Consider the following 20,401-nt stretch of genomic DNA (forward strand, 5'->3'; position numbering starts at 1 on the left):
TATCTGGAGGGACGGTTAGATGCAAGTACGCAGCCATGGCCGTCTCCGAGGACGGTTTGATCTCGTTCTTCGCTTGCACCTCGTTATAATCGTTGAAAAACACACGACAGTTACAAGTCCCGGCCATATGTTATCCGGGATGTTGCAATGAAACGACGGGATATCCTAATCTCGATAGGCTCTTCCTGTACCGTCATCGGTGGTTGTTCTACCCTCTCTGGCGATGATCGGTCGCCAAGAACTGCTGCACAGCAGACTGAGGGAACACAGACTCAAACTTCGACACCGACTGCGTCCCCGACCCCCGAGCCAGAACCGCAGGTTGGTTGGGCCGAGGAAGAAATCTCTAGCGGACAGTACCGTGTTATCGTTTCGGTAGATCTTGATGGTGCGGACAGTGCGAATTTCGTCGATATTTCGCTATCAGGTGGAGAGAATGAGTATATTAATTCTGTTTCCAGCGATGGAAACCACGTCATTGCTGGCCCGGGGAGCAACCAATCCACACTATCCGGGGGGACGATGATCTACGTTGAGATCGCAGACGGCTCTAGAAACTCTGTTGCAGCTAGTCGAAAATTCGGAGAATACATCGTTGGATCAGGTGGAAAAGGCGGATCTGTAGATGTCCCCGAAAACCAGACTGAAACGCAAGCGGAGACAGAACAAGAAGCGGTCCCGTCACACCTTGATGGGATGTCCAGAAGTACGTTGCCCGACACCTCGAACAATAGTCCAGTTGATCGAGAGTTTACGCAAAACTACGACGGAACGGTTACCGAGTTCTCACTGCAGATCTCGGAATCGCTCTATGAATATTACAATCAGCGAATTCGTGTCGCTGACTACGGGGCGTACGCCTCAGATACATTGGACGATCAATCGATACAGAGCCTTGCAAACACGTTGGAGCGATACGGGGAACGAAACGATCACACACCCCGTCAAATCGTAGACCACGCTATTGCTTGGGTACAGGGAATGGAATACACTCAGGACCAGCCAGCCACGGGATACAACGAGTATCCGAAGTATCCACTCGAAACGCTGTACGGCCGAGGTGGTGACTGCGAAGACACCTCGATTCTGCTAGCTGAAGTTCTCGACGAACTCGGGTATGGAGTTGTCCTGCTGAAGCTCGATCAGGCCGAACATATGGCCGTTGGTCTTGCCGGTGAAGATGATATCGAAGGCTCCTATTACACGCAGAATGGGCAACGGTATTACTATGTCGAGACCACCGGTTCTGGGTGGCGAATCGGTGAAGTTCCGGATTCAGTCCGAGAAGAGGGTTCGAACGCTGATTTAGTCGATATTAACCAATCACCGTCTCTTTCACATCAGTGGGAATCACGAGTGCAATCTGATGGGAGCGTAGAGATTCCGACGACCGTACTCAATTTTGGAAATACGTCTGCTGGCGACGCGGCGGTACAGGTTGAAATCGAGACTGGTGATGGAAATATCGTGGCACAGAATCGTCAGTCGATTCCGTCTCTTGGAACAGAACAACAGGTCACGACCAGACCACAAATTGAGCCACCCGCTGAACAACCGATGAAAATTCGTGTCGGAGTACTCTCTGATGATGTGCTTGTGGATTTGAGTGAGACAGGAATCCAGCGACAGCCATAACTGACATTCTGTATTTTATTGTCGGTGTTACTGGCCAGATATGGTCTATACATTTTATGCTGTCAGAAATAATTTAGTATCTGAACAGTGGTCCGAGCGCCAGTCATCAGCCGATGCGGACTATATGGATGACCTTTCGGAAAGGAATTGGAAAGGATACGCCCAGTCCTATCTAATCCATATGTTATTTTGCGTATAGTTCATCCATAGAGCGAAGGCCCGAACCTCTTTAACCGAATACGCACGGAGTATCCACAAGGAATGACAGAGAGGACTCAGCAGGCAACGCTCGGTGGGGGTGGTGGCCCACGAGAGCTCGAAGACTACGATTGGACCTTCGAGAAGAGCGACACGCAGTATCTCACGCATGGGCTACACTCGTACCCGGCCCGGATGATCCCACAGATCCCGGCCACGCTTCTATCTCACTACAAGGACCGAGGGGTCATCGAGGACGGCGACCGCGTCTACGACCCGTTCTCCGGCAGCGGAACGACGGCGGTAGAGGGGCGACTCGCGGGTCTGCATGCGGAGGCGAACGACATCAATCCACTCGCCTGTACGCTCACTCTCGCCAAAGCCGTCCCGCTGGAGCCCAGCCGGCTGAAGGAGGCACAGACGGCGCTGCTCAATGGGCTGGACGCAGCCCTTCGAGAGATACAAAACCAGCACGCAGAGACCGGCGAGGTAGACATCTCGGTAGACGATGTCCGGGATGGGTGGTTCCCCGAACCACAGCTCTACGAGTTGGCACACATCCGGAATCGGATCGACGATACTGAATCCGAGTACGGAACCGACATCGCTCGCATCCTCCGGGTCACACTCTCACAGACGACCCGGAAAGTGAGCTACCAGCGAAACGGCGAGTACAAGCGCTACCGAATGCCCGAGGAGAAACGGAAGTCACACGACCCCCCGGTCTACGATTGGTTCACCGACCGACTACAGGAGAACGTCGCCCGGATGCAGGACTACGCCGGGCGAGTCGACCCCGATCTGGAAACCAATGTCCACTATGCCGACTCCCGAGAAGCCGAAGACGTCGACACCGACAGTGCGGACATCGTGATCACGTCGCCCCCCTATGGTGACCACGGAACAACCGTCGCCTACGGACAGTTCTCACAGGACCCCGCTATCGTCGCCAGCGGCCGCGGCTACGACGAGATGAAAGATGTCGACAAGAACGGACTCGGAGGCAAGAAGAGTGAACTGGAGCCCATCGAGGAGATGCGGGAGTGGTCCCCCGCGCTGGAGCGGACGATCACCACACTGGAAGAGAAAGAAGGGCGAGCAGAAGACGCCATGGAGTTCTTCCGCGACTACTACGCGGTCATGGAACAGGTCGCGCGGGTACTCAAGTCCGGCCAGCCTGTCGCCTGGGTCGTCGCTAACCGAACGATGAGCCGGGTCAATATACCGACGCATCTGATTACGAAGGAACTCTGCGAACACATCGGGTTCACCCACGAACACATGCTCCCGCGGGAAATTCCAACGAAGACGCTCCCCTGGGAGAACGCCCCGGAGAACGAGACGGGCAACAAGGGCGACCTGATGGCCGACGAGAATATCGTCGTGATGCGGGCTCCTCAGTAATCGTCGAGTTTCGACTGTCGTGCTACAGAACCAAGATCGCTGGTATCGAGAGAGGTGGAATCAAAGACGGGTTCGCTCTTTTCGAAGGCATTGATCAGTGTATCCTTGCTCCGGATCCGAAACGCCGTTCCGTGATTACGCTCGCTGGTGGCGTCGGGTTTCAGGTGCCGACGAAGATCAACGACGACATCGCCGTTTCGGAGCAGGTGCATGAACGCATCACCTTCTAATCCGCGTAGCAGATACGCTTCCTTGTACCAGAACCATTCGCTGCTCGCTCTATCTTCGGACTCTGCAAGTACATACAGCAGATTCTGGAATTTGTCTTCGAACTCTTGGCGCATGTAGTTGGAGGTGTATCGCCCACACATCCCAACCTCTTCGTGTTCTATACAGAAGCTATCTTCATAGAAGCCGAGAGAGAAGCCGTCTGGGTTCGTCTGATCTGAGTTGATCGTCGAGTAGAGAGCCAGTCTCCCCTCGTCGTCTTCGACACCGACCTGCTCAACCAGTTCGGTGCCCCAAAGTTCCTGCGTCGGTGGTTCACGACAGAGTAACGTTGTCGGACTAGTAGAGTCACGCCGAACCGCCTTGATTTCGGTATTTTCGAGATCTGAATCGGATTCGTTGTTTTCGACTACGCCGAGATGCTCTTCGAGAGTGTATCCGACTGCAGTGTCACCGGTCCGTTCAGTCTCTATGAATCCCTGATTATGCAGCTCACGCAGATCAGGCAGAACGTCTTCGAGCGTGAGGTCATTCGGCATCCTTCAACCGAGGAGTTCCGTCCGTTCCTCGAAGGCTCGTTCTAGTTGGGATTCGTCCATAATCCGCCACGCAGTCCCCCGGTTCCGGATGTTTCCGTTCTCTTTGATGTGCATCCGGAGATCGAGGGTGATCACCGACTCGCGCATCAACCCCAAGAACGAATCGCCATCGAAGCCGTCGAGATGGTACGCTTCGTTGTAGTGGAAATGCTCCCGCCCGTCAACGTTCTTCACGTTGGCTTTGACCATCACCAGTTCGGGCATTTTCTTCTCGAAGACTTCCTGCAGGAGATCAAGCGGGTAGGTCGCACAGACGCCGTAGTCTTCGTGCGAAACCATCACCGAGTCAGAGGTATAGTCGAGATAGAAGCCCTGACTGTTCGGTGAGTCGACTTCGACAGTCACCTTCAACGCCTCGCGCCCCTTGCTGTCCACATAGCCTAACTCACGAACCATCTCTTGATTCCAGAGGGTCCGCTGACCACGCGGGGGTTCTTTCGTGAACAGCGTATTGAGGTTGTTACTCCCCTTTCGGGTACTCTTCAATTCGACACCAACAGCGTCCGGCCCCGGAATGTTGTTCTCCTCGATACCAAGAAGGTCTTCCAGCGTCTTCCCGATTCCAGTGTTTCCAGCACGATGAGTCTCGACATAGCCCATCTCCTCGATGTCCCTAAGACGGGCGGTGAATTCGTCAAAATCCTCCATGACAACGGAGGGCTAGAAATACCGTGTATGCTTATATTTCTAGCTTACACTTCAGAGCGTTGTTATATGACAACAGGTAACAAATACGGACTGGCAACAAGAACCGGTAGACAGCAACTACAACCAGCTGCCAACCGAATATTCTCGGTGATGCTGCACCGGCAGACTATCAGTATCCAGTATCTCCGCGATCTCGCCGGGTGTCACGCTTCCCTCCTCCACAGCCCTCTCCATTAGTTCCTCGTAGGTGCCCGTCGGATGTGCAGCGTTCGCCCCGGCACACCGACAGTAGTGGTTCACCGCCTTGTCTATCGCCTTGCTCTTCGTGTTCTCCCCGGTCGCGTCAAGGAGCGCTTCGAGCATTCGTTCCCGATGGTCGGTCATTCGGAGGCGCATAGAATTGCACACGTACCCCGTGCATCTAGTTTTTTCGTCGAACTGGAGCGGCTATATCGGGGTAGTTTGGAGGAAAATCGCCGCTCCATCGAAAACCGAGCCGAAGCCCATACCCACGCGGCCCGGTTCTGCACACACAGCTACTCGGCTGTGTGTGCAATTTCGGGGATTCGTTTCTGTCGGGCTGCGACCCCACGGGGTCGGTGCTGAGACTCCTACTCAGCGGTATCCATCACGCTAACCGAGAACCGTCCGTCCCCTTCGTGAGTTACCCGAGCCCACACGTCTTCGACCAGCTCGCCGTCTTCGTCGACAACACCCAACTCTTCCAGTTCCTCTTTCGGGAGCGTCACCGAGGTTGAATCCCCGTTTTCGCTGAGTTTTCGGAAGTCCATCACACCAGTGTCCACGGGTCAGCTAGGTATATGAATTAGGATTATCCGTATTATGAACACAATCGGAAAAATCCTACGAGTCTAGTCGTTTGCAGCGGGTTTTATGGGTGTAGTATGTTCGGAAAGATCGACATCGAGGACGCATTGGCCGGCGTCGTCTTCACCGCCAGCGCGTTCGTCACCAACGGTATCGCTTCGATCACTATCCTCGGCATCGACCTGTCGGCAGCGGTCGTCACCGTCCAGAACACGGACATCATCTTCGCGTTCCTACTGTCGCTGGCTTCCCTGGGGATGGCCTACGCCACCAACCGCGTCAACCAGAGTCGCAACAAGAACTACCAACTGAACACCGACCTCGCCGACATCGTTCGCGGCTCGGCCACCGTCGAGACCTACCTCACGCTCGCAACGGTCATCGTCGTCCTCCTGACCGGCCTGAACATCCTCGGGCTGCGCGAGATGGTCACCGCCTCCGCCGCCCTCGGTCTCGTCGTCGTCGCTGTCGAGGCCGCCGGCTACTACGTCATCAGCTACCTCGGATAACCATGCACGACGACCTCACCTACAGAGACCTCCCCACCGGCGGCATCCGCAAGCGTCCCACCAAGGCGCTCCTGCTTGCCTACGGCCTCGGCTGGGTCGCCGCCACCGTCGGCGCGGTCGGAAGCCTCGCCTTCGCAACGGGGGTGCTGTAATGGGCGACAACTACGGCGCGCTCGCGCTCGCGACCCTGCTGGTCGTCTCGACCGCCGTCGTCGGCGTCGGGCCGTCGCTGACTGCCGCCCAATCGACAACCTACGACCACACGTTCACCGCCGGCCAGCAGCGTGTCGGCGTCGACACCGGCAACTACACTGGGACGTTCGAGTATCAGGTCTGGGCCAACGATGGCCCGAGCGGGCAGCCTACCCTCATCTACGAAAACCAGTTCAACGCCACAGACACGGCTCGGTATCTGATGTTCGGCTCTCACGGCGCGTACGGCAACATCACCGTCACCGTGGTACCGATGGGCGGCAACAGCGGTGAGCCGTCCTTCGTCGACGGGAAGGACTTGGGACTCGTCGCCGAAAGCCGACTGCTCGCCGCCACCGGTGGTGATGCGGACCACATCTGTGACCCCAGCGAGCAACTGTCTACGATGACGATTCCGGGGTTGACCGTCACCGACTGCGACATGCCGGTCGACGATGTCGAAACGACGGATACGGACGCCAAACAGGTCAAACTCGACCTGTACCAGTCCGCACAGAACCAGCGTGCCAGCAGCGAGAACTTCCAGACCACGCTGGACAACTATCTCCAAGACACGGAGACGCAGGCCCGAATCGTCGGTCAGAACGCCTATATCAGGTCACTCAACAACGGCAGTAGCGAGTTGGCCGCGCGCACTGCCGCCCGACAGGCGGTCGCCGATTATTACGCTGTCAAGCAGATGCAAGTCCGCAATCAGTGGTCTACGGCCCTCGCACACGGTGCGTACATGCGGAGTGTCGCTCAAAGTGAGAGCAACATCACCAACTACTACCCGGCCCGCTTCGCGGTAAGCGCCTCGACCAGCCTCAGCGACACACGGATAAGGCAGTACCAGTACGATACCGAGACGCTGACCCTCACCAACGGGACGACAGTGGACTCTCCGCGGTTGTGGGCACAGCCGAACTTCGGAACCGGCTGGAACGGCGGCCCGAAAGTAGGCGTGACCGACGGACACACGTCGTGGAGCAACACCGACGGGAGCGTGACCGTCACCGGCGCGGTCGTGACTGCACCCACCTCAGACTATAGCAACCTGACCTACATCCGGTTCAGCGAATACAGTGATGCTTGGAGCGAGATTGAACAGCAAAACCAGCGCGTCCAAGACGAGATGGATACGCTGGTCAACAACACCTACAGTGAGTATCAGGCCGGCGACATCAACAACAGTGACCTCGTTGACCCCTACATCCTCGCAGACGAGTACTCGCCGGGCGACCAGTTCCAGAGCTTCGCCGCCGCGCAGCTGACCGCGATTGGTACCAACAGTCCCGAAGCGATGGACCAAGCCGGCCACTTCAACATCACCACCGAGAGCGGGACGGAGTACCGCGGTATCCTGTTCTCCGCCGAGAATCCGTCGAGTGGAGAGTTCGCGGTCAACCAGACCTACAACCCCGAATCTATCGCAGGCACCCAGTACATCGTGACCGAATCCCAGATGGTCGAACTCACCGAGAACTTCACCATCTCCGGCATCGAGGACACGAGCGGAGACCCAGTCCGAAACGTCACCATCGAGAAAACGACCTATCAGACCAGCAATGTCAGCGAACTCGAACAGCTATACGAGGATTTGGCCGAACGTCGGGCCGAGATCGAAGCCCGCGAACAGGCGCTGAATGCCGGCGGTGGTGTCGGTGGCGGCCTATTCGGCGGCAACGGGCAGGTCTCCCCCGTCGTCGCCGGCGTCGTCATCGTCGCCCTGCTCGCCGTCGCTGTCCTCCAAGACTAACCCATGCGTTCCCTCATTTTCATCGCGCTGGTCGTGGTCAGTCTCGGCTGCGCCAGCGCCCCGGCCCTCGCACAGTCCGCCAACACCTCCAGCCCACAGCCCACCGATGCCGCGACCGGCGAGCGCATCGACGCGAACACGGTTCTCGTCGAGTCGGAGTTCCACGCCAACGAATCGGCGGCGTACCTCACCCTCCGGTCGAGCGCCGTCCAAGTCGTTACCGTCTCCGACGCCGGCGCGTTCCGCGAGGGCGGCCGCGTCCCCGTCCGCTCGGTCGCCATGTCCGCCGGCGAGACCACCACCGTCGAGATACCCGTCACCGAACAAGACGGCTACGTCGGCGTCGCTATCTCTACGGAGGAAACACCGCTGTACGCCGAGATAATCCAACAGCCCTCCGGCGGCGGGCTCGACATCCTGCGCGCGCTCTCGTCCATGCAGGCGTGGCTTGCCGGCGCGGCAATCGCCTTCGTCTGGACGATTATCGCCGGCTGGAACGTGATGCGCGCCGAAGACGGCCGTCCGGAGGTGGCCTGATGCTCCCCGCGCCCACCTTCGCCAACAACCGCGACCGGCTGACGTACCTGCTGGCCGAGTACAAGCTCCTCATCGCCGGCATGGTCGTCGGTGCGGTCGGCCTCATCCTGTACTACCAGCCCGCCGTCCCCTCCCTCCCCAAGTGGATTCCGGCCGTGCTGGTCGGCTGGCTCGTCTTCGCCATCCCGTGCTACCTCGTCGGCGCAAAAATCGCCCGCTGGCTCCGTCGCCGCAACTGGGTCGAAGTCCACCATGTCAACGCCGTCGAGGACACCGTCGAGAAGTTCTACGTCCCGCCCAAGAAGTGGCAGGACAAGACCATTCCCGACGACGCCCCCGACCCCTACCCCGTCAACGGCGGCAGCGCGTGGGCCGTCCGCGACTACGAGTATCTCGACGACGTCGACGAACTCCGCGTCGAAGGTGTCTGGTTGGAGGGGTGCCGGGATACGGAACTCCTCACCAAGCGCAAGCAGATGGAGGACATCCACGGCTGGCTCATCGACCGCGCCGAAGAACTCGCTGCCATTCGCGGCCGCTGGTCCCGCGGGGCCGTGGAACTCCAAGGGAAAATCATCAGCTACGATTCGGAGGCCAACGAACGCGGCCGAATGGTCCAGAAGACTGCCGCGAAGGACACGTTCGCCGACCTCATCGAAGACGGCGAGAACTTTGACGACGCCCCCAGCGTTCACGACCTCGCCGACCGCCCCGACCCCACGGCGTCGGCCGCCGTGGGCGATGGGCCGCAGGAACCGCCCGCCGACCAACAGGAAGTGCTGAAAAACGATGACTGACGAGACCAACGACCTCTACACGCCCGCACAGTTCCGCGAGTATCAGGACGGCTTCGGTCAGCGAGACCCCGACGTGCATCGTCACGCGGGGCTGGTCCGCGACGAACAGCTATCCCGGTATCTGTCGGTGCTGGAAACTCACTACGACCCGCGGCTGTGCGACCAGCCCGAAAAGATGCCCGGACAGGCCAAAGACCTCCAACACGTCCGTGAAATGGTCCAAATCGCAGGTACCGAGACTGCCCGCCGCGCGATGGAGGCCGGCGACATGCAGTCGCTCAAGCAGTTCACCGGCGACGCGGGTCAGCGGGCGGACATCTCCGGTATCAAGGCAATCGACCAACTCCGCGCCCAGATGACCGGTCCCGCCCCGATGTTCTACGAGTGGGCCGAACCCGGGAGCGGGAAATCCAACTTCGCGTGCCTGCTCGGCCAGCTTTGGACCGAGCAACAGCCCGCCGAGGCGCTGGTCGCCTCCAACATCCGCACGCTCGAAGAAACCGACGAGTGGACCGACCGCGACGGCATCCGCCGCGACGGATGGCTCGCCAACTACGGCGAGCTTGAGGAGTGGCTGAAACAGGACGGCGACCCCATGCACAACGAACAGGTTCCGAAGCTGTTCATCTTCGACGAGGCCAGCAGTAACGCCGGCGGGTCGGGTTCGGACGGCTACGACACGAAGACGAAGCTCGGGCCGCTCACGTACAAGATTCGCAAGTACGGCGGCTCACTCATCGTCATCGGTCACGACGGCCGGGACGTTCATCCACTCGTCCGAGAGCTCGGCGTCTGCGTCCACAAGGAGGGACTGAAGGAAGCGACCTTCTACGAGGACGTGCGGAACCGGCAGGGCGTGAACCCCATCTTCTCGGTCTCGGGCATCCCTGAAACGGACTGGCGCTACGACGACAAGGAAGCGACCACGTGGTCGTGGTCCAGCGGTGACGACGAGGAAGATGTCGACCCGGCGGACCTCTCGCGGACGCTCGCTATCTACACGGTCATCACGGCCAAAGAGGCCGAACCGGACAAACCAAACCACGAAATCGCCGATTTCGTGCCGTACAGCGCCGAATGGGTCCGACAGCGCTGGAACGAATACGAACACGACGGCGAGCATCGGGACGTGGTTGGTGAAGTGCAGGACCTAACCGCATGAGGGCAGGCGAATGGCGACCAACCAACAACAACCAACCCCCTCCCGTACTCGTAGTGTTGGCCCATCGCCCGCTCGCAAGGCGAGCGGGAGCGAGCGATGGGCAGCGGCCGGCAACCAGCCGGAGGAGTATCTATATATGACGTACGCAAGGCAACAGAATGCCGTCTGAATCGCGGAGCCACCGCGCGAACCACTACGGGACGCTCGTCGAGCGGAAAGCGGTCGAGCGGTACCGGCTCGACTTGGAGCGGTGTAGCTGGCACGACGCGCTCCGCCCGGACGGGACGCCCGTGGAAATCAAGGCGGCGATGCACCGCCACGCGGACGGCCAACCCGGCACGTTCAAACTCTACGACCAGTACCACGAGCGACTACGCGCCGCGGACGGCTGGTACGTGTTCGGGCCGTATCGCGTTCGTGGGCGCGGTGTTGAGGTGCTGGACTGGGAGATGCGCCACTCGTCGCGACTGCCCCGTCTGGATTGGCACGGCGGTGGCGACCACCGCGATGCCCGGCAGGCGAAGGTCGAGATAGACGAGGTGTTCGGATGACGCTCGACGCGGCTGCGGCGGTGGTCTGTGCGGCGGGATGGGCGGGTTGGCTGGGCTACCAGCGGGTCCGGGAGTGGCGAGCGCCGTCCGAGCAAGAGCGGTTGCGACAGCGGTACGTGGAGGGTGACCTCAGTATCGAGGAGTACGAGCGCCGGCTGGAAGCCCTGCTGGACCCGCGCAACGAACGCATCCGGAACCGGGTGGCGGACATCTCGGGTATCGGCACGGTCACGGCCGACGAGATAGCGCTGGCTTTCGACTCGGTGGACGACCTCGCGGCGGCCGACCGGCAGGCGCTGACCAGCGTCCCGAACGTGGGTCCGGAGCGGGCGGAGGCGATTCTGTCTCGATTCGACTGACCCCGAATTTTTCGCGCGCGGCCCCTGCGGGGCCGACGGCTGTGTGGTGTATTTTGGTGAAGTGGCCTTAGCCACACGACTAAGGGAGAACCGGAAAGCGAGTTTCCGGTTCTCCCCTGGTCGCGCGGCTGGGGGACGTGACCGAAGGGAACGAACCCAGCCGCGCGACGCGCGATTTTCGAGGGGAACGAGAACAAATTGCCGCTAAAATAGTGTGTTCGGTAGTGATGCCTCTACTCGGGCAGCACGCTACCCGCCGTCCCAGTCCTCTGCGGGCGGACACCCAGCGGCCCGCCACGCTTTCCAGTCGAAGCCAGCGTTCCGGCGTTCCTGTGCCTCGCGGCTCGTGTAGTCGCCCTGTCGGTAGCCTTTGGCGAACACGTTGGATAGGTCGCGGAACCGCTCACGGCCCGTCTCGACCGTTTCGATGACGACGTGAACGCCGTAGGTGTTCGCCTCTACACACTCGGTGTAGGCCGTCCGAATTTCTCGGGCGATTTCCTGGGCCTCGTCGAGGTCGTCCGGCGTGTACCCCACCTTCAGTAGCTTCCGGCAGTCGTCGGCGTCGACTTCCGAGATGGCGTACTCGCGACGGACTCGGGCCCATCGTGACCGAGCCCGTTCCTCGGCAGCGTCGGCTAATTCCATCGTGGCGCTGCCGATCTCCTGCCGGAACCGATCACCGGCCGCCCGCACTCGCTTCAGGAGTTCCTGCTGGATCTTCTTCGACTCCAGCTCCATCTCGCCGTAGGTGTGCCGGATCAGGCCCTCCAGCCGGTCGATGACTGCCCGAATCGTCCGGTACGTGTAGCCGGTCTTCTCGGCCGCTTCCTCCGGTGAGACCTTTCCACCGTCGGTGAGCAACATCTCGGTCACGTCCCGGTCGGCGGCGGTCATGTCGCCCCACAGTTGCATCACGCGATGCTCCTGATCGTCTTCGATATCCGGTAGCGGGCACGGGACGAACTTCCGCGCTTCCGTCGTGTTACGGAGGCTCCAGAACGGGTCGAAGTCGACGAATATGCCGCTGTCGGCGTTCGTCGCCAGCCCACACCACTCCAGACAGTTCAGTACCGTTTCCTCCAGCTCGCGGCGGGCGTCGTCGAGGTCGTCCCACCGCACAGTTTGCTCGGTCCGACTCGTCTGATACGCCACCTCGAACTTCGGGTGATATGGCGCTTCGTCGGGCTCGTACTGCTGGGGTTCGTTCGGGTAGTAGTGTTTCAGTTCCTTCCCCAGCTCGTGGCCCCGGACCAGTTCGCCGGCCTTCTCGTCTTCGACCGTCGCGGTGACGTAGTAGCCGGGAAGCTTCGTGTTGTCCTCGACGTGCTTTCGGTAGCCGCTCCGATCTCCCTGAATGAGCGTGTGACAGCGCGCTATCGGCCCGGCGGCGGCGTACAGTGGGCCGCTGTCCGTTCGGGAGAGTCGGACGTAGTACGCGAGGTCGTTGATGTGGCTGTCCGGGTGGGGCTGGTCGAAGTACCGCGCGGCGATTCCGTAGGCGTCCATCACCCGCTTCACGAGTGAGAGATACCGCTCGTGAGGAAGGTTCGACGCCTGTACCTGCACGTCGATGTACGGCGCACCGTACTGCGGAACCGAGACGGGCGTCCCGTCGGCGGTCAGGTTCGGCCACCGTGGGCGGACAGTAATCGTCCCGCCTTTGACGCGCTGGTCCTTGTCGGCCCGCTTTCCTTGGTACGTGGGCGAGTCCTTCGAGACGAAGTAGAACTGGAACTCCCGGACGTTCTGAATCTGGAACTCCGAGCTGTCCCACGGGTCTAGCCCGCTTTCAGAGTAGTCGAAGCAGGTAGCCCACGTCTCGCCGTTGAAGTCGATGTCATGGGTCGGCTTGCCCTCGGTCTCCCAGCGGTCGCCCCACTCCTTGATGAGCGAATCCATCGCGTAGTAGGGCTTCAGCCCGTAGTCTGAGACGCTGGGGTCGGGATGCACACCAATCGTAAAGCGCACGTCGCCCTCATGAGGGGCACATTTGAGGTGCCGAGACATCCCTACCTCGCGTCCTCGATCTCCGCGACGGCGCGCTCGATTTCGGCCTGACTCTCTGCGACAGGCTGCATCTTCGCCCAGTCGAAGTGACGGGGTTCGCCCGCCTCTACATCGTAGAGACGGGAAGCCCGGACGAACCCATCAGTCACCAGACTCACCCCCGTCGGTGACCGTCCGAAGTGTCTGCTGTTGAGTGCGGCCTTCGACGGCGTGAAGGATGCTCTCGGATAGTTGACGGGGCATCCGAGCACGCTCGTCGTATCCGGCAGGCATCGACGCGACGGCACTCGTCCCGTCGTCTTCTCCGTTCGAGACGTGACAGTCTCTACCGCGTGGACACTTCCGGTAGGTCAATCCGTCGGGATGATCGCCCCACAGGTCCGTCGGCTTCTGGTAGTCAGTTCCGTACCGACAGTAGGTGACGGTCCCGGTCGGTTCCCCCAGAACCCACCGGAGTCGACCACGTGGGTTTTCGAGGAACCAGTACTCGGGCGATAGTGCGTGAATCAGCCCGAGGGTGTGATACACCATAGCGACGTGTCGGCGGGCACGGTCACCGACAGGCTCACGAGCTTCGTGATCCCACTCGTCGTGGTTTCCCGCTGTTGAGAACAGCGTACACGGATGGCCTGCAAGAACCACGGTGGCGTTCGGAAGATCACCCGGTCGAAGCTCCATCACGTCTGCGAGGATGTCCGGCTCTGTCTCCGGCCGGTTGTCGACCGTAACAACTCGCCATTGAGGGGAATCTTCAAATGCCGCCGAGAATCCACCAGCTCCAGCGAACAGGTTGAGACAGACACGACTCACAGCAGACCACCCCTGTTTCGACTCGAACGGATACCCCGACTGACCGGAATCACCCGAAATCCTTCGGAGAAACCACCGGACTGCGTGGGCGTGGATTCCGCTTCGGAATCCCTTCGATTTGAGACCGGGTTATTTCCGAACCGGAGATTGTCGCAACGTCCGGATAGAGCCAGCGTAGCAGTCGCTAACGGAAGAGTTCGACAGGACGAAGAACTGCTATGGACTCGCCGGGCAGGTTTTCTACGGTGCCGTCGTGTGGTTTTGGGTGTTTTCTGAACATGGTGGTGGTCACTCGTCTGGTAGGTGGTCGGTTCTCACGTCCATCTTCTCGCGTTCAGTTCGGGCGTCGTAGTGCTGGTACAGGACATCGAGCGAGACATCCATCCGCTCACTCACCGTTTCCGGCGGCGTGTCTTCGGTCAGGTGGTGGGTGATAGCTCCTCGACGCACAGCGTGGGGGGACCGCGACGAGGGGCAGTCTGCGACGTTCGCGTTCCGGCCCCGCGCGTCGCACGTCTCAGGCGTCCGGTCGTGCGGGCAGCTCGCGTAGCTGCACGGATGCAGCGCTCGCATGAGCCACTTGTAGATGGTCTGCGGGGACGGGCGGCCACCGTCCTGCGTCGTGAACAGCGGCTTCCGGCCGTACTCGTCGGTCCCCTGGACGCGGTCGGGGTTGTCGACGTAGTCGGCGAGAATCTGGAACCACTTCGGGCCGAGATAGACCCACCGCTCGCCGGCTTCGCCGTTCTTGAGCTTGGTCCCTTGGTGGATACGGTGCTCCAGCCGAATCGCGTTAGAATCGTGCTGGAGGTCGTCGACATCGAGAGACCAGATAGCACCGCGTCGCAGTCCGGTTCGCCACATCAGCGCAATCAGCGCGTGGTCTCGACTCGCGTACCGGTGTCGTTCGTAGTACTCCAGGGCCGCGTTCGCTCGACTGGGGTCGAGATGTACATCCCGACTCTCGGCACCGTCCGGCAGCTCGGGCGCGTGGACCTTCTCACCCAGCCCCTCCTGCACGGCCTCGATGTCGGCCCACCAGCGTAGCGCCTGCCGGATGGTCGAAAGCTGCTTCTGCAGCGTGATGGGGGCGATATCTCCACGTCGCCACGCTACGAAGTCCGACATGTCCCGACCTGAGAGCGTGTTCAGGTTCTCGATTTCGCGCTCTTCGCACCAGTCGAGGAAGTAGCGGAGTCGAGTCTTCGCGTTCTGCAGGGTCGACTTCCGAACGGACGGCTCCCGGTGGGTCAGGAACCGGTCGACCCCTTCCTCGGGTGAGAGCGGTTCGAGTTCGTCCGTCATTCCTCCAGCCCCTCGCAATTCTGAAAGTGGTCGATGGTGATCCGCTCACCGTCGGAGACGAGGAAGGTCTGCCCGCAGTGGTCACACCGCAGGCGGCCCTCTTTCTCAGTCATCCGCGACCACGGCCTTGCCAGCCGAGTCGTCGGCGCTCGCCTGCTCGCGGCGCTCCTCGTCCGCCACGCGGACTTTCAGGCCCTCCGGGTCCGACCGGTCGCCGTAGGCCTCCGTCCGCACCTCGCGGATAGCAGCGATCTTGTGCGGCGGGAGCTTGACGCGGTGGCCTTCCCACTCCGTGATTCGGAGCCAGCCGCTCGCGAGTGTCTCGTAGTCGGCCACGTAGACCGACCCCTGTTCACGGACCTGCACGAACGCAGGCGTGTACTGTGGGTTCTGAGGCAGGTCCTCGGGATCGATAGCGTCCCCGTTCATGGGCCATCAACCTCATCGTCGTTACTCTCTTGGTCGCTCGAATCGTCGGAAAAGTCGGGGCCTCGGCTACTGGACATAGTTTACGCGGCCCCCTCGTTTCGAGACTTTTCGCTGTTCCCGTCCACGCAGAGTACCGTGTCGTCGCACTCGAAGGGGGTCCCTTCGTGCTCGCGGATTGCTTGGCGGACGTACTGCGAGTAGGTCATCTCGTGCTTTTCGGCCTGTTCAGATATTCTCTCGTCCATCTCCGTTGGCAGCGAGATGGACACAGATAGGCTTCTCTGTACCATTGCGTGTTGACTAATTAATTGCTACGTAATATAGCTAACGGCACTTGATATAGTCTTAGACAATAATACGAGAGCGGTGGTATGATACCCAGCGCTGTTAATAATTAATTAACCGAGCATGAACAAGCGATATTCAGGAGACTGGATGGTTCTCGCAGATGACCGGATATTGGAGTTCTTGAACGAGGAGGAAGCGGCCAGTCCGTCGGAGATGGTCAAGAGCGGCGTCGTCCGGTACTCAAACGGATACGTCTCGCAGCGGTGTCAGAAGCTCGTTGAACACGGACTTCTCAAGCGTTTCGGGAGTGGAGTTTACGCCATTACGGACCGCGGAGAAGGGTATCTGCGTGGAGAAATCGACACATCCGAGGACGCGCCTGACGAAGTAGATTCATCGGTAGACAACGGACCAACAGCTGGCGAAAACCACGAGCAAGCCTGATACATGGAGAGGAGAAAGTCGGCGGACTGGATGGAGCAGCTCGACGAGCGAATCATGGAGTTCATCTATTTCGAGGGATGGGCCTCACCGAATCTGCTCAAAAAGGAGCGGAGTGTTAGTGCCTCAGAAGACCGAATTCGTGACCGCTGCAAGTTCCTCCACTACGTCGGCTTCATCGAGCCCATCCACGGCGAGATGTACGACCTGACCAGCGAGGGGATTCTGTACCTCAAGGGCGAGATCGACGCGGAGCACTATCCCGACCCGACGCCGAGTAAAGTGTTCAAGGACCGGTTCGCGACGCCGTCGAACTGGGCACACGCGAATGTGAAGCCGTACTGGCCGTGATTCCTAAACAAAAACGATGGTCAAGAATACAACTACAATCCTGATTAGCCTCGGTGGAAGCCTGGTGATCAATCTTGCCGGCATTTATATTCAGCACCGCCTTTCCGAAGGAGCAGAAACAACGCGAAACAGGGAAGCATGGTATCGTAAAATCGTTTCGCAGGGTAACAACGTACGAAGGACTTGTCTAAGCCTCCCTGCAGGTGTAGAAATCAACCCGAGAAATTTAGAACCTCGTGATGAAAGCTATCAAGACGACGTAGAAAAGCTAAAAACAGAGATTGAACAGCTACATCAGGAATGCGGAAGTGCGCCAGCAGGGGTTGATGATAACCTTGTGCAGAAGATACGGGACCTGAGGAATTGGATCCAGCAGCCGAATTTTCGTTCAGAACCACCAACAACAACAGAACTTCGTGAGGATGGACGAAAACAAGTAGATCAAATCATGAAAGAAGTATACGAGGAATCGTCAGAAATGGATAATTATCCCTACTAACTAGACAATCCATATCTATCAACCACCTCTTGAGAAGAGAATATATGTAGTTTGTCGCTGTCTGAAAGATTATTTTTGAGTATATCGTTGATATTCTCTGCTTTTTCATAAATTTGATCTCCACAGCTAACTAAAAAGTACTCATTCCCCCGACTCCGTTGCCAGTATACAGCATTTAGAATAGAGTCTGATCGAATTTTCCCTACTTGGCTACTCAAGTAGGATTCAACATCCCAATGTCCCTTGTTACCGCGACCGTATCGGTCCGAAATCATCCGTAGTTCGACACGCTCTTGAAGCGATGAAGACTGTTGTAGTATTTCATACACTTCCTCAGAGAACCTTGACAAGCCCAATTCTTTGACTGAGTTTTTTAATTGATCAATTTCAGGCTCATACCCATCTTTCAGACCATAGGGTAATTTACCTGCTATTTCAGAGAGCACCAACTCCTCAGAGACATAGTCATTGAGATCTAAGTCATCCCTATCGGCGTACTTTTTGCTTGATTGAAACAAGTGTCTGAGCATAGATTGACGGTTAGCAATCTGTCGCCCAAGCTGTTCCCCAGCTCGTTCACCTATCGTCATATCAACCTCTCGGTTTAGCAGTTCATCAAGAGTCAATTGAGCAAATTCAGCATTTTCACGGTAGCAGCAGCAATAGTCGAGTAAGACTGATCGGTCTACAAAGATAGACTCAGTTGGATTTGCCATCTTGGAAGACATCCATACTAGCAGAATCTACAGAGAGTAGAGAATCTGGAATTTCGCCATAGGCTTCTGCATACCCCTGGCTATCGGGCAACATATCAAATCCGTGGAGGTTATCTTTGTATCTATCAACCCGCCCGGGGTGGGTTTCTGCAGCTCCTGAAACTAACTGTTCGTTCTCATCACTATAACCGCTAACCTTAGCGCTGGGGCCGTCAGCGTTCTCTTTCGAAATAAGGAATGCTGGCCACGGCCAGACATAATTGTGATACAAGTTTCGCGACTCTTTGACTAACCGGATTTTGTCAGGAGTCGGGTTATCCGTCTGCTCAAGGCTAATGAGACCATCTTGGATTGCAAAAAGACTTGTCTCAACGTGGTTAACGACGTCTTCATCAAAACGGGGGTTAGACATGAGCTCGTACTGCATATCCATCGCGTGGTTTTTCAGCTCCTCACGATAGCTGGCAGCATTGTTCGCTAAGTCTTCGTCTTCAACCAATTTTTCCAAGGTTTCAATAATATCTAAGTTGGCCAGATAGATGCTTTTGTACCTCTCTGGGGCTAATTCTTGGTAATTCTCACGCAGGAATGGGAACAATTCTTGTTCCATCATTTCTGAAATACCTTCTTCAATCAGGAATCCTTTTATTTCCTCTCGGGTAGGCGGCTGCCAGAGGTTAGACCTAGAAGTCATATCAGATTCAATCTGATCAAGCGGGCCGACGCTCATCCGCTTCGGTCGGATATCGTCGTATGGAATGTACTGTCCGTACCGGAACCAAGTGTGCAGTATTGGAAGATTGAAATGGTCAATAGCCCGATAAGCTAGCTTGTTGACCTTGATATTGTCTTTGTAGAACCCCTCTATACCGGTGAAGCTCTGAGGAACAACCAGCTCAGTATCAACTTCATACAGGGCAGCCTCAAGAGCCGCTTTGAGATCGGCGACAGCATCCGTATCATCACTCCAGTCGATGTAGGTCATAGCGAAATCTCAGCCTTACGTATAGGTTCTCCCGTATTCACTATACAGGCCCTACCCGGATAAGGGTGAGCCGTTCAGGCAGTTCTTGTTCGACAATTTTGTGCGAAGGTTATGAATCTGGTGGTACAGTAGCAGTATGCGATAATACGTTATAACCCTATATTAACCCCTCTATACCTAATATTCTTCTTATACTCCAAGTAATGAATATCGCGTATTATCGAACATTGGTTCTAGCCGCTCTATTTACCACTATTTCCACCTGCATCTTTTCAACCCCGATTAGCTGCTTATTCAGCGGAGTGTTGCAACGTAGCTGCCTGCATCGTGCCCGGATGAACAACCTCTGCCTCCTCGTCACCACCTTCGAGGAAGTCTACTTTCCCCCGCTCTCGACGAATTGCCTCAGGACTGAACTCACCAAGGTAGTGCTTCCTGAACGTCTCCCAGTCTTCCCACCCACCGAAGGCCATCACGACAGACGGGATTACACCCTGCTCCAGTAGGTAGGTTCCCCAGGTCCGTCGGAGGTCATGCACGTCGAGATACTGCCAGCCCTGGTCTCTCGTCTCTGCTTCAAGTTCCTCAGCTGCACGCTTGACCCAGCGGTACACTGTCGACCCGGCCACGTCGAGTAGCGGCTCGTCGTCGTCTTGCTGGTACGCCAGCGTCTCCGCGATAGTCACCACCTCCTTCGGAACTGGCGGCTCTCGGTACTTGTTTCGCTTCGCGTAGCTCTCCCACACGCGGATGTGGTCGCCGGTCGGCCCACTCACCAAGTCCTGCGGGCACACCTCAATAATCTCCGAGCGACGGAGCCCGACCCGCCCAGCAAGCAAGAAGGCAAGGCGCTGGTGTGGCGTCTCGGCTTGCTCGATGAGCTGCCGTAGTTCGTCGTCGGAGAGCCACACCCGCTTCCCGTCGTCATCGTCGTAGTCTTTGAGTCGCATGCACTCGTTCCTCAGTTCTATTGCAAAACATCTAGTTTTTTCGGTGGTCGAGGGGTCCGGCGGGGTCAAATCAGTCCGAGATGCACGAGAATGGGGGATTCTCGGGCGTCGGTTGTCCGGCTCTCCATTCAGACCCGGACACCTATCTCGGCGGCTCGACGACCGTCGACGGGTCGCACCGAAGCAGCACCGTGTGGTCGACCGTCGCTAC

26 protein-coding genes are annotated in these 20,401 nt (G+C 58.2%); 13 read left to right on the forward strand and 13 right to left on the reverse strand.

The genetic code is table 11. The features are described from left to right. Positions 1-147: 147 nt before the first annotated feature. Positions 148-1,635 (forward strand): hypothetical protein, encoded by a 1,488-nt coding sequence (locus tag ACV7JO_RS11630; protein ID WP_470353580.1) that lies wholly within the window; start codon positions 148-150, stop codon positions 1,633-1,635. A gap of 261 nt (positions 1,636-1,896) precedes the next feature. Then, a complete protein-coding gene (locus tag ACV7JO_RS11635) occupies positions 1,897-3,237 on the forward strand; it encodes an adenine-specific DNA methylase (protein WP_470353581.1) in 1,341 nt (446 codons plus the stop codon). On the opposite strand, the gene ACV7JO_RS11640 is transcribed toward ACV7JO_RS11635, so the two are convergent. The 4 genes from ACV7JO_RS11640 to ACV7JO_RS11655 all read right to left on the reverse strand — a co-directional run bounded on the left by ACV7JO_RS11640 (position 3,231) and on the right by ACV7JO_RS11655 (position 5,503). Next, positions 3,231-4,004 (reverse strand): MvaI/BcnI family restriction endonuclease, encoded by a 774-nt coding sequence (locus tag ACV7JO_RS11640; protein WP_470353582.1) that lies wholly within the window; start codon positions 4,002-4,004, stop codon positions 3,231-3,233. The genes ACV7JO_RS11635 and ACV7JO_RS11640 overlap by 7 nt on opposite strands. Positions 4,005-4,007: 3 nt before the next feature. Beyond that, complete coding sequence (locus ACV7JO_RS11645) at positions 4,008-4,712, reverse strand: MvaI/BcnI family restriction endonuclease (RefSeq protein WP_470353583.1); 705 nt, start codon at positions 4,710-4,712, stop codon at positions 4,008-4,010. Between the two features lie 117 nt (positions 4,713-4,829). Then, the gene (locus tag ACV7JO_RS11650; RefSeq protein ID WP_470353584.1) at positions 4,830-5,075 is read right to left on the reverse strand and encodes a hypothetical protein; all 246 of its coding nucleotides are present in this window, start codon (positions 5,073-5,075) and stop codon (positions 4,830-4,832) included. A 248-nt stretch (positions 5,076-5,323) separates the two neighbouring features. After that, on the reverse strand, positions 5,324-5,503 hold the full coding sequence (locus ACV7JO_RS11655; RefSeq protein ID WP_470355775.1) for a DUF8053 family protein: 180 nt from the start codon (positions 5,501-5,503) through the stop codon (positions 5,324-5,326). Positions 5,504-5,617: 114 nt separating this feature from the next. Between ACV7JO_RS11655 and ACV7JO_RS11660 the strand changes: the two genes are divergently transcribed. From ACV7JO_RS11660 to ACV7JO_RS11695, 8 genes are all read left to right on the forward strand, one after another. Beyond that, positions 5,618-6,049 carry a DUF8023 family protein gene (locus ACV7JO_RS11660; protein ID WP_470353585.1) on the forward strand — a complete coding sequence of 144 codons (432 nt, stop codon included), beginning with the start codon at positions 5,618-5,620 and terminating at the stop codon, positions 6,047-6,049. A gap of 2 nt (positions 6,050-6,051) precedes the next feature. Beyond that, on the forward strand, positions 6,052-6,201 hold the full coding sequence (locus ACV7JO_RS11665) for a hypothetical protein (RefSeq protein ID WP_470353586.1): 150 nt from the start codon (positions 6,052-6,054) through the stop codon (positions 6,199-6,201). Beyond that, the gene (locus ACV7JO_RS11670; RefSeq protein ID WP_470353587.1) at positions 6,201-8,000 is read left to right on the forward strand and encodes an Env/VP5 family phage fusion protein; all 1,800 of its coding nucleotides are present in this window, start codon (positions 6,201-6,203) and stop codon (positions 7,998-8,000) included. Before ACV7JO_RS11665 ends, ACV7JO_RS11670 begins: the two co-directional genes overlap by 1 nt. Before the next feature lie 3 nt (positions 8,001-8,003). Next, a complete protein-coding gene (locus tag ACV7JO_RS11675; RefSeq protein WP_470353588.1) occupies positions 8,004-8,537 on the forward strand; it encodes a DUF8063 family protein in 534 nt (177 codons plus the stop codon). Beyond that, entirely contained in the window at positions 8,537-9,334 is a 798-nt protein-coding gene (locus ACV7JO_RS11680) for a hypothetical protein (protein WP_470353589.1), read from the forward strand. The genes ACV7JO_RS11675 and ACV7JO_RS11680 overlap by 1 nt, the downstream gene beginning before the upstream one ends. Beyond that, entirely contained in the window at positions 9,327-10,496 is a 1,170-nt protein-coding gene (locus ACV7JO_RS11685) for a hypothetical protein (protein WP_470353590.1), read from the forward strand. The genes ACV7JO_RS11680 and ACV7JO_RS11685 overlap by 8 nt, the downstream gene beginning before the upstream one ends. A gap of 158 nt (positions 10,497-10,654) precedes the next feature. Then, on the forward strand, positions 10,655-11,047 hold the full coding sequence (locus ACV7JO_RS11690; RefSeq protein ID WP_470353591.1) for a PD-(D/E)XK family putative nuclease: 393 nt from the start codon (positions 10,655-10,657) through the stop codon (positions 11,045-11,047). Then, on the forward strand, positions 11,044-11,406 hold the full coding sequence (locus ACV7JO_RS11695) for a helix-hairpin-helix domain-containing protein (protein ID WP_470353592.1): 363 nt from the start codon (positions 11,044-11,046) through the stop codon (positions 11,404-11,406). The genes ACV7JO_RS11690 and ACV7JO_RS11695 overlap by 4 nt, the downstream gene beginning before the upstream one ends. Before the next feature lie 249 nt (positions 11,407-11,655). Here the strand turns inward: ACV7JO_RS11695 and ACV7JO_RS11700 are convergent, their stop codons facing one another. The 6 genes from ACV7JO_RS11700 to ACV7JO_RS11725 form a co-directional block, all read right to left on the reverse strand. Further along, on the reverse strand, positions 11,656-13,359 hold the full coding sequence (locus tag ACV7JO_RS11700) for a DUF7845 domain-containing protein (protein ID WP_470353593.1): 1,704 nt from the start codon (positions 13,357-13,359) through the stop codon (positions 11,656-11,658). A gap of 59 nt (positions 13,360-13,418) precedes the next feature. Beyond that, a complete protein-coding gene (locus ACV7JO_RS11705; protein ID WP_470353594.1) occupies positions 13,419-13,565 on the reverse strand; it encodes a hypothetical protein in 147 nt (48 codons plus the stop codon). After that, positions 13,558-14,226, reverse strand: a complete 669-nt coding sequence (locus ACV7JO_RS11710; protein ID WP_470353595.1) for a DNA cytosine methyltransferase — start codon at positions 14,224-14,226, stop codon at positions 13,558-13,560. Before ACV7JO_RS11710 ends, ACV7JO_RS11705 begins: the two co-directional genes overlap by 8 nt. 288 nt (positions 14,227-14,514) lie before the next feature. Further along, positions 14,515-15,531, reverse strand: coding sequence for a tyrosine-type recombinase/integrase (locus ACV7JO_RS11715; protein WP_470353596.1), 1,017 nt, complete (start codon positions 15,529-15,531; stop codon positions 14,515-14,517). 105 nt (positions 15,532-15,636) lie between these two features. Then, positions 15,637-15,960, reverse strand: a complete 324-nt coding sequence (locus ACV7JO_RS11720) for a hypothetical protein (RefSeq protein WP_470353597.1) — start codon at positions 15,958-15,960, stop codon at positions 15,637-15,639. A gap of 80 nt (positions 15,961-16,040) precedes the next feature. Continuing rightward, entirely contained in the window at positions 16,041-16,205 is a 165-nt protein-coding gene (locus ACV7JO_RS11725; protein WP_470353598.1) for a CopG family transcriptional regulator, read from the reverse strand. A gap of 190 nt (positions 16,206-16,395) precedes the next feature. Between ACV7JO_RS11725 and ACV7JO_RS11730 the strand changes: the two genes are divergently transcribed. From ACV7JO_RS11730 to ACV7JO_RS11740, 3 genes are read left to right on the forward strand one after another with little or no spacing between them, the layout of a single operon-like run. Beyond that, positions 16,396-16,692: a MarR family transcriptional regulator gene (locus ACV7JO_RS11730; protein WP_470353599.1), complete on the forward strand. Its 297-nt coding sequence runs from the start codon at positions 16,396-16,398 to the stop codon at positions 16,690-16,692. Between the two features lie 30 nt (positions 16,693-16,722). Next, a complete protein-coding gene (locus ACV7JO_RS11735; protein WP_470353600.1) occupies positions 16,723-17,040 on the forward strand; it encodes a hypothetical protein in 318 nt (105 codons plus the stop codon). A 16-nt stretch (positions 17,041-17,056) separates the two neighbouring features. Continuing rightward, positions 17,057-17,539 (forward strand): hypothetical protein, encoded by a 483-nt coding sequence (locus ACV7JO_RS11740; protein WP_470353601.1) that lies wholly within the window; start codon positions 17,057-17,059, stop codon positions 17,537-17,539. Here the strand turns inward: ACV7JO_RS11740 and ACV7JO_RS11745 are convergent. From ACV7JO_RS11745 to ACV7JO_RS11755, 3 genes are all read right to left on the reverse strand, one after another. Beyond that, positions 17,536-18,255, reverse strand: coding sequence for a hypothetical protein (locus tag ACV7JO_RS11745; RefSeq protein ID WP_470353602.1), 720 nt, complete (start codon positions 18,253-18,255; stop codon positions 17,536-17,538). The genes ACV7JO_RS11740 and ACV7JO_RS11745 overlap by 4 nt on opposite strands. Further along, the gene (locus tag ACV7JO_RS11750) at positions 18,239-19,240 is read right to left on the reverse strand and encodes a DUF8098 family protein (protein ID WP_470353603.1); all 1,002 of its coding nucleotides are present in this window, start codon (positions 19,238-19,240) and stop codon (positions 18,239-18,241) included. Before ACV7JO_RS11750 ends, ACV7JO_RS11745 begins: the two co-directional genes overlap by 17 nt. Before the next feature lie 290 nt (positions 19,241-19,530). Next, positions 19,531-20,190 carry a site-specific integrase gene (locus ACV7JO_RS11755; protein WP_470353604.1) on the reverse strand — a complete coding sequence of 220 codons (660 nt, stop codon included), beginning with the start codon at positions 20,188-20,190 and terminating at the stop codon, positions 19,531-19,533. Positions 20,191-20,401 lie beyond the last annotated feature (211 nt).

It is taken from the genome of Haloarcula sp. MBLA0138 (genome assembly GCF_055632455.1).

Coding starts and splice junctions, on each gene's coding strand:
- ACV7JO_RS11630 (WP_470353580.1), top strand. CDS start 148: ATGAAACGACGGGATATCCTAATCTCGATAGGCTCTTCCTGTACCGTC.
- ACV7JO_RS11635 (WP_470353581.1), top strand. CDS start 1,897: ATGACAGAGAGGACTCAGCAGGCAACGCTCGGTGGGGGTGGTGGCCCA.
- ACV7JO_RS11640 (WP_470353582.1), bottom strand. CDS start 4,004: ATGCCGAATGACCTCACGCTCGAAGACGTTCTGCCTGATCTGCGTGAG.
- ACV7JO_RS11645 (WP_470353583.1), bottom strand. CDS start 4,712: ATGGAGGATTTTGACGAATTCACCGCCCGTCTTAGGGACATCGAGGAG.
- ACV7JO_RS11650 (WP_470353584.1), bottom strand. CDS start 5,075: ATGCTCGAAGCGCTCCTTGACGCGACCGGGGAGAACACGAAGAGCAAG.
- ACV7JO_RS11655 (WP_470355775.1), bottom strand. CDS start 5,503: ATGGACTTCCGAAAACTCAGCGAAAACGGGGATTCAACCTCGGTGACG.
- ACV7JO_RS11660 (WP_470353585.1), top strand. CDS start 5,618: ATGTTCGGAAAGATCGACATCGAGGACGCATTGGCCGGCGTCGTCTTC.
- ACV7JO_RS11665 (WP_470353586.1), top strand. CDS start 6,052: ATGCACGACGACCTCACCTACAGAGACCTCCCCACCGGCGGCATCCGC.
- ACV7JO_RS11670 (WP_470353587.1), top strand. CDS start 6,201: ATGGGCGACAACTACGGCGCGCTCGCGCTCGCGACCCTGCTGGTCGTC.
- ACV7JO_RS11675 (WP_470353588.1), top strand. CDS start 8,004: ATGCGTTCCCTCATTTTCATCGCGCTGGTCGTGGTCAGTCTCGGCTGC.
- ACV7JO_RS11680 (WP_470353589.1), top strand. CDS start 8,537: ATGCTCCCCGCGCCCACCTTCGCCAACAACCGCGACCGGCTGACGTAC.
- ACV7JO_RS11685 (WP_470353590.1), top strand. CDS start 9,327: ATGACTGACGAGACCAACGACCTCTACACGCCCGCACAGTTCCGCGAG.
- ACV7JO_RS11690 (WP_470353591.1), top strand. CDS start 10,655: ATGCCGTCTGAATCGCGGAGCCACCGCGCGAACCACTACGGGACGCTC.
- ACV7JO_RS11695 (WP_470353592.1), top strand. CDS start 11,044: ATGACGCTCGACGCGGCTGCGGCGGTGGTCTGTGCGGCGGGATGGGCG.
- ACV7JO_RS11715 (WP_470353596.1), bottom strand. CDS start 15,531: ATGACGGACGAACTCGAACCGCTCTCACCCGAGGAAGGGGTCGACCGG.
- ACV7JO_RS11720 (WP_470353597.1), bottom strand. CDS start 15,960: ATGAACGGGGACGCTATCGATCCCGAGGACCTGCCTCAGAACCCACAG.
- ACV7JO_RS11725 (WP_470353598.1), bottom strand. CDS start 16,205: ATGGACGAGAGAATATCTGAACAGGCCGAAAAGCACGAGATGACCTAC.
- ACV7JO_RS11730 (WP_470353599.1), top strand. CDS start 16,396: ATGGTTCTCGCAGATGACCGGATATTGGAGTTCTTGAACGAGGAGGAA.
- ACV7JO_RS11735 (WP_470353600.1), top strand. CDS start 16,723: ATGGAGCAGCTCGACGAGCGAATCATGGAGTTCATCTATTTCGAGGGA.
- ACV7JO_RS11740 (WP_470353601.1), top strand. CDS start 17,057: ATGGTCAAGAATACAACTACAATCCTGATTAGCCTCGGTGGAAGCCTG.
- ACV7JO_RS11745 (WP_470353602.1), bottom strand. CDS start 18,255: ATGGCAAATCCAACTGAGTCTATCTTTGTAGACCGATCAGTCTTACTC.
- ACV7JO_RS11750 (WP_470353603.1), bottom strand. CDS start 19,240: ATGACCTACATCGACTGGAGTGATGATACGGATGCTGTCGCCGATCTC.
- ACV7JO_RS11755 (WP_470353604.1), bottom strand. CDS start 20,190: ATGCGACTCAAAGACTACGACGATGACGACGGGAAGCGGGTGTGGCTC.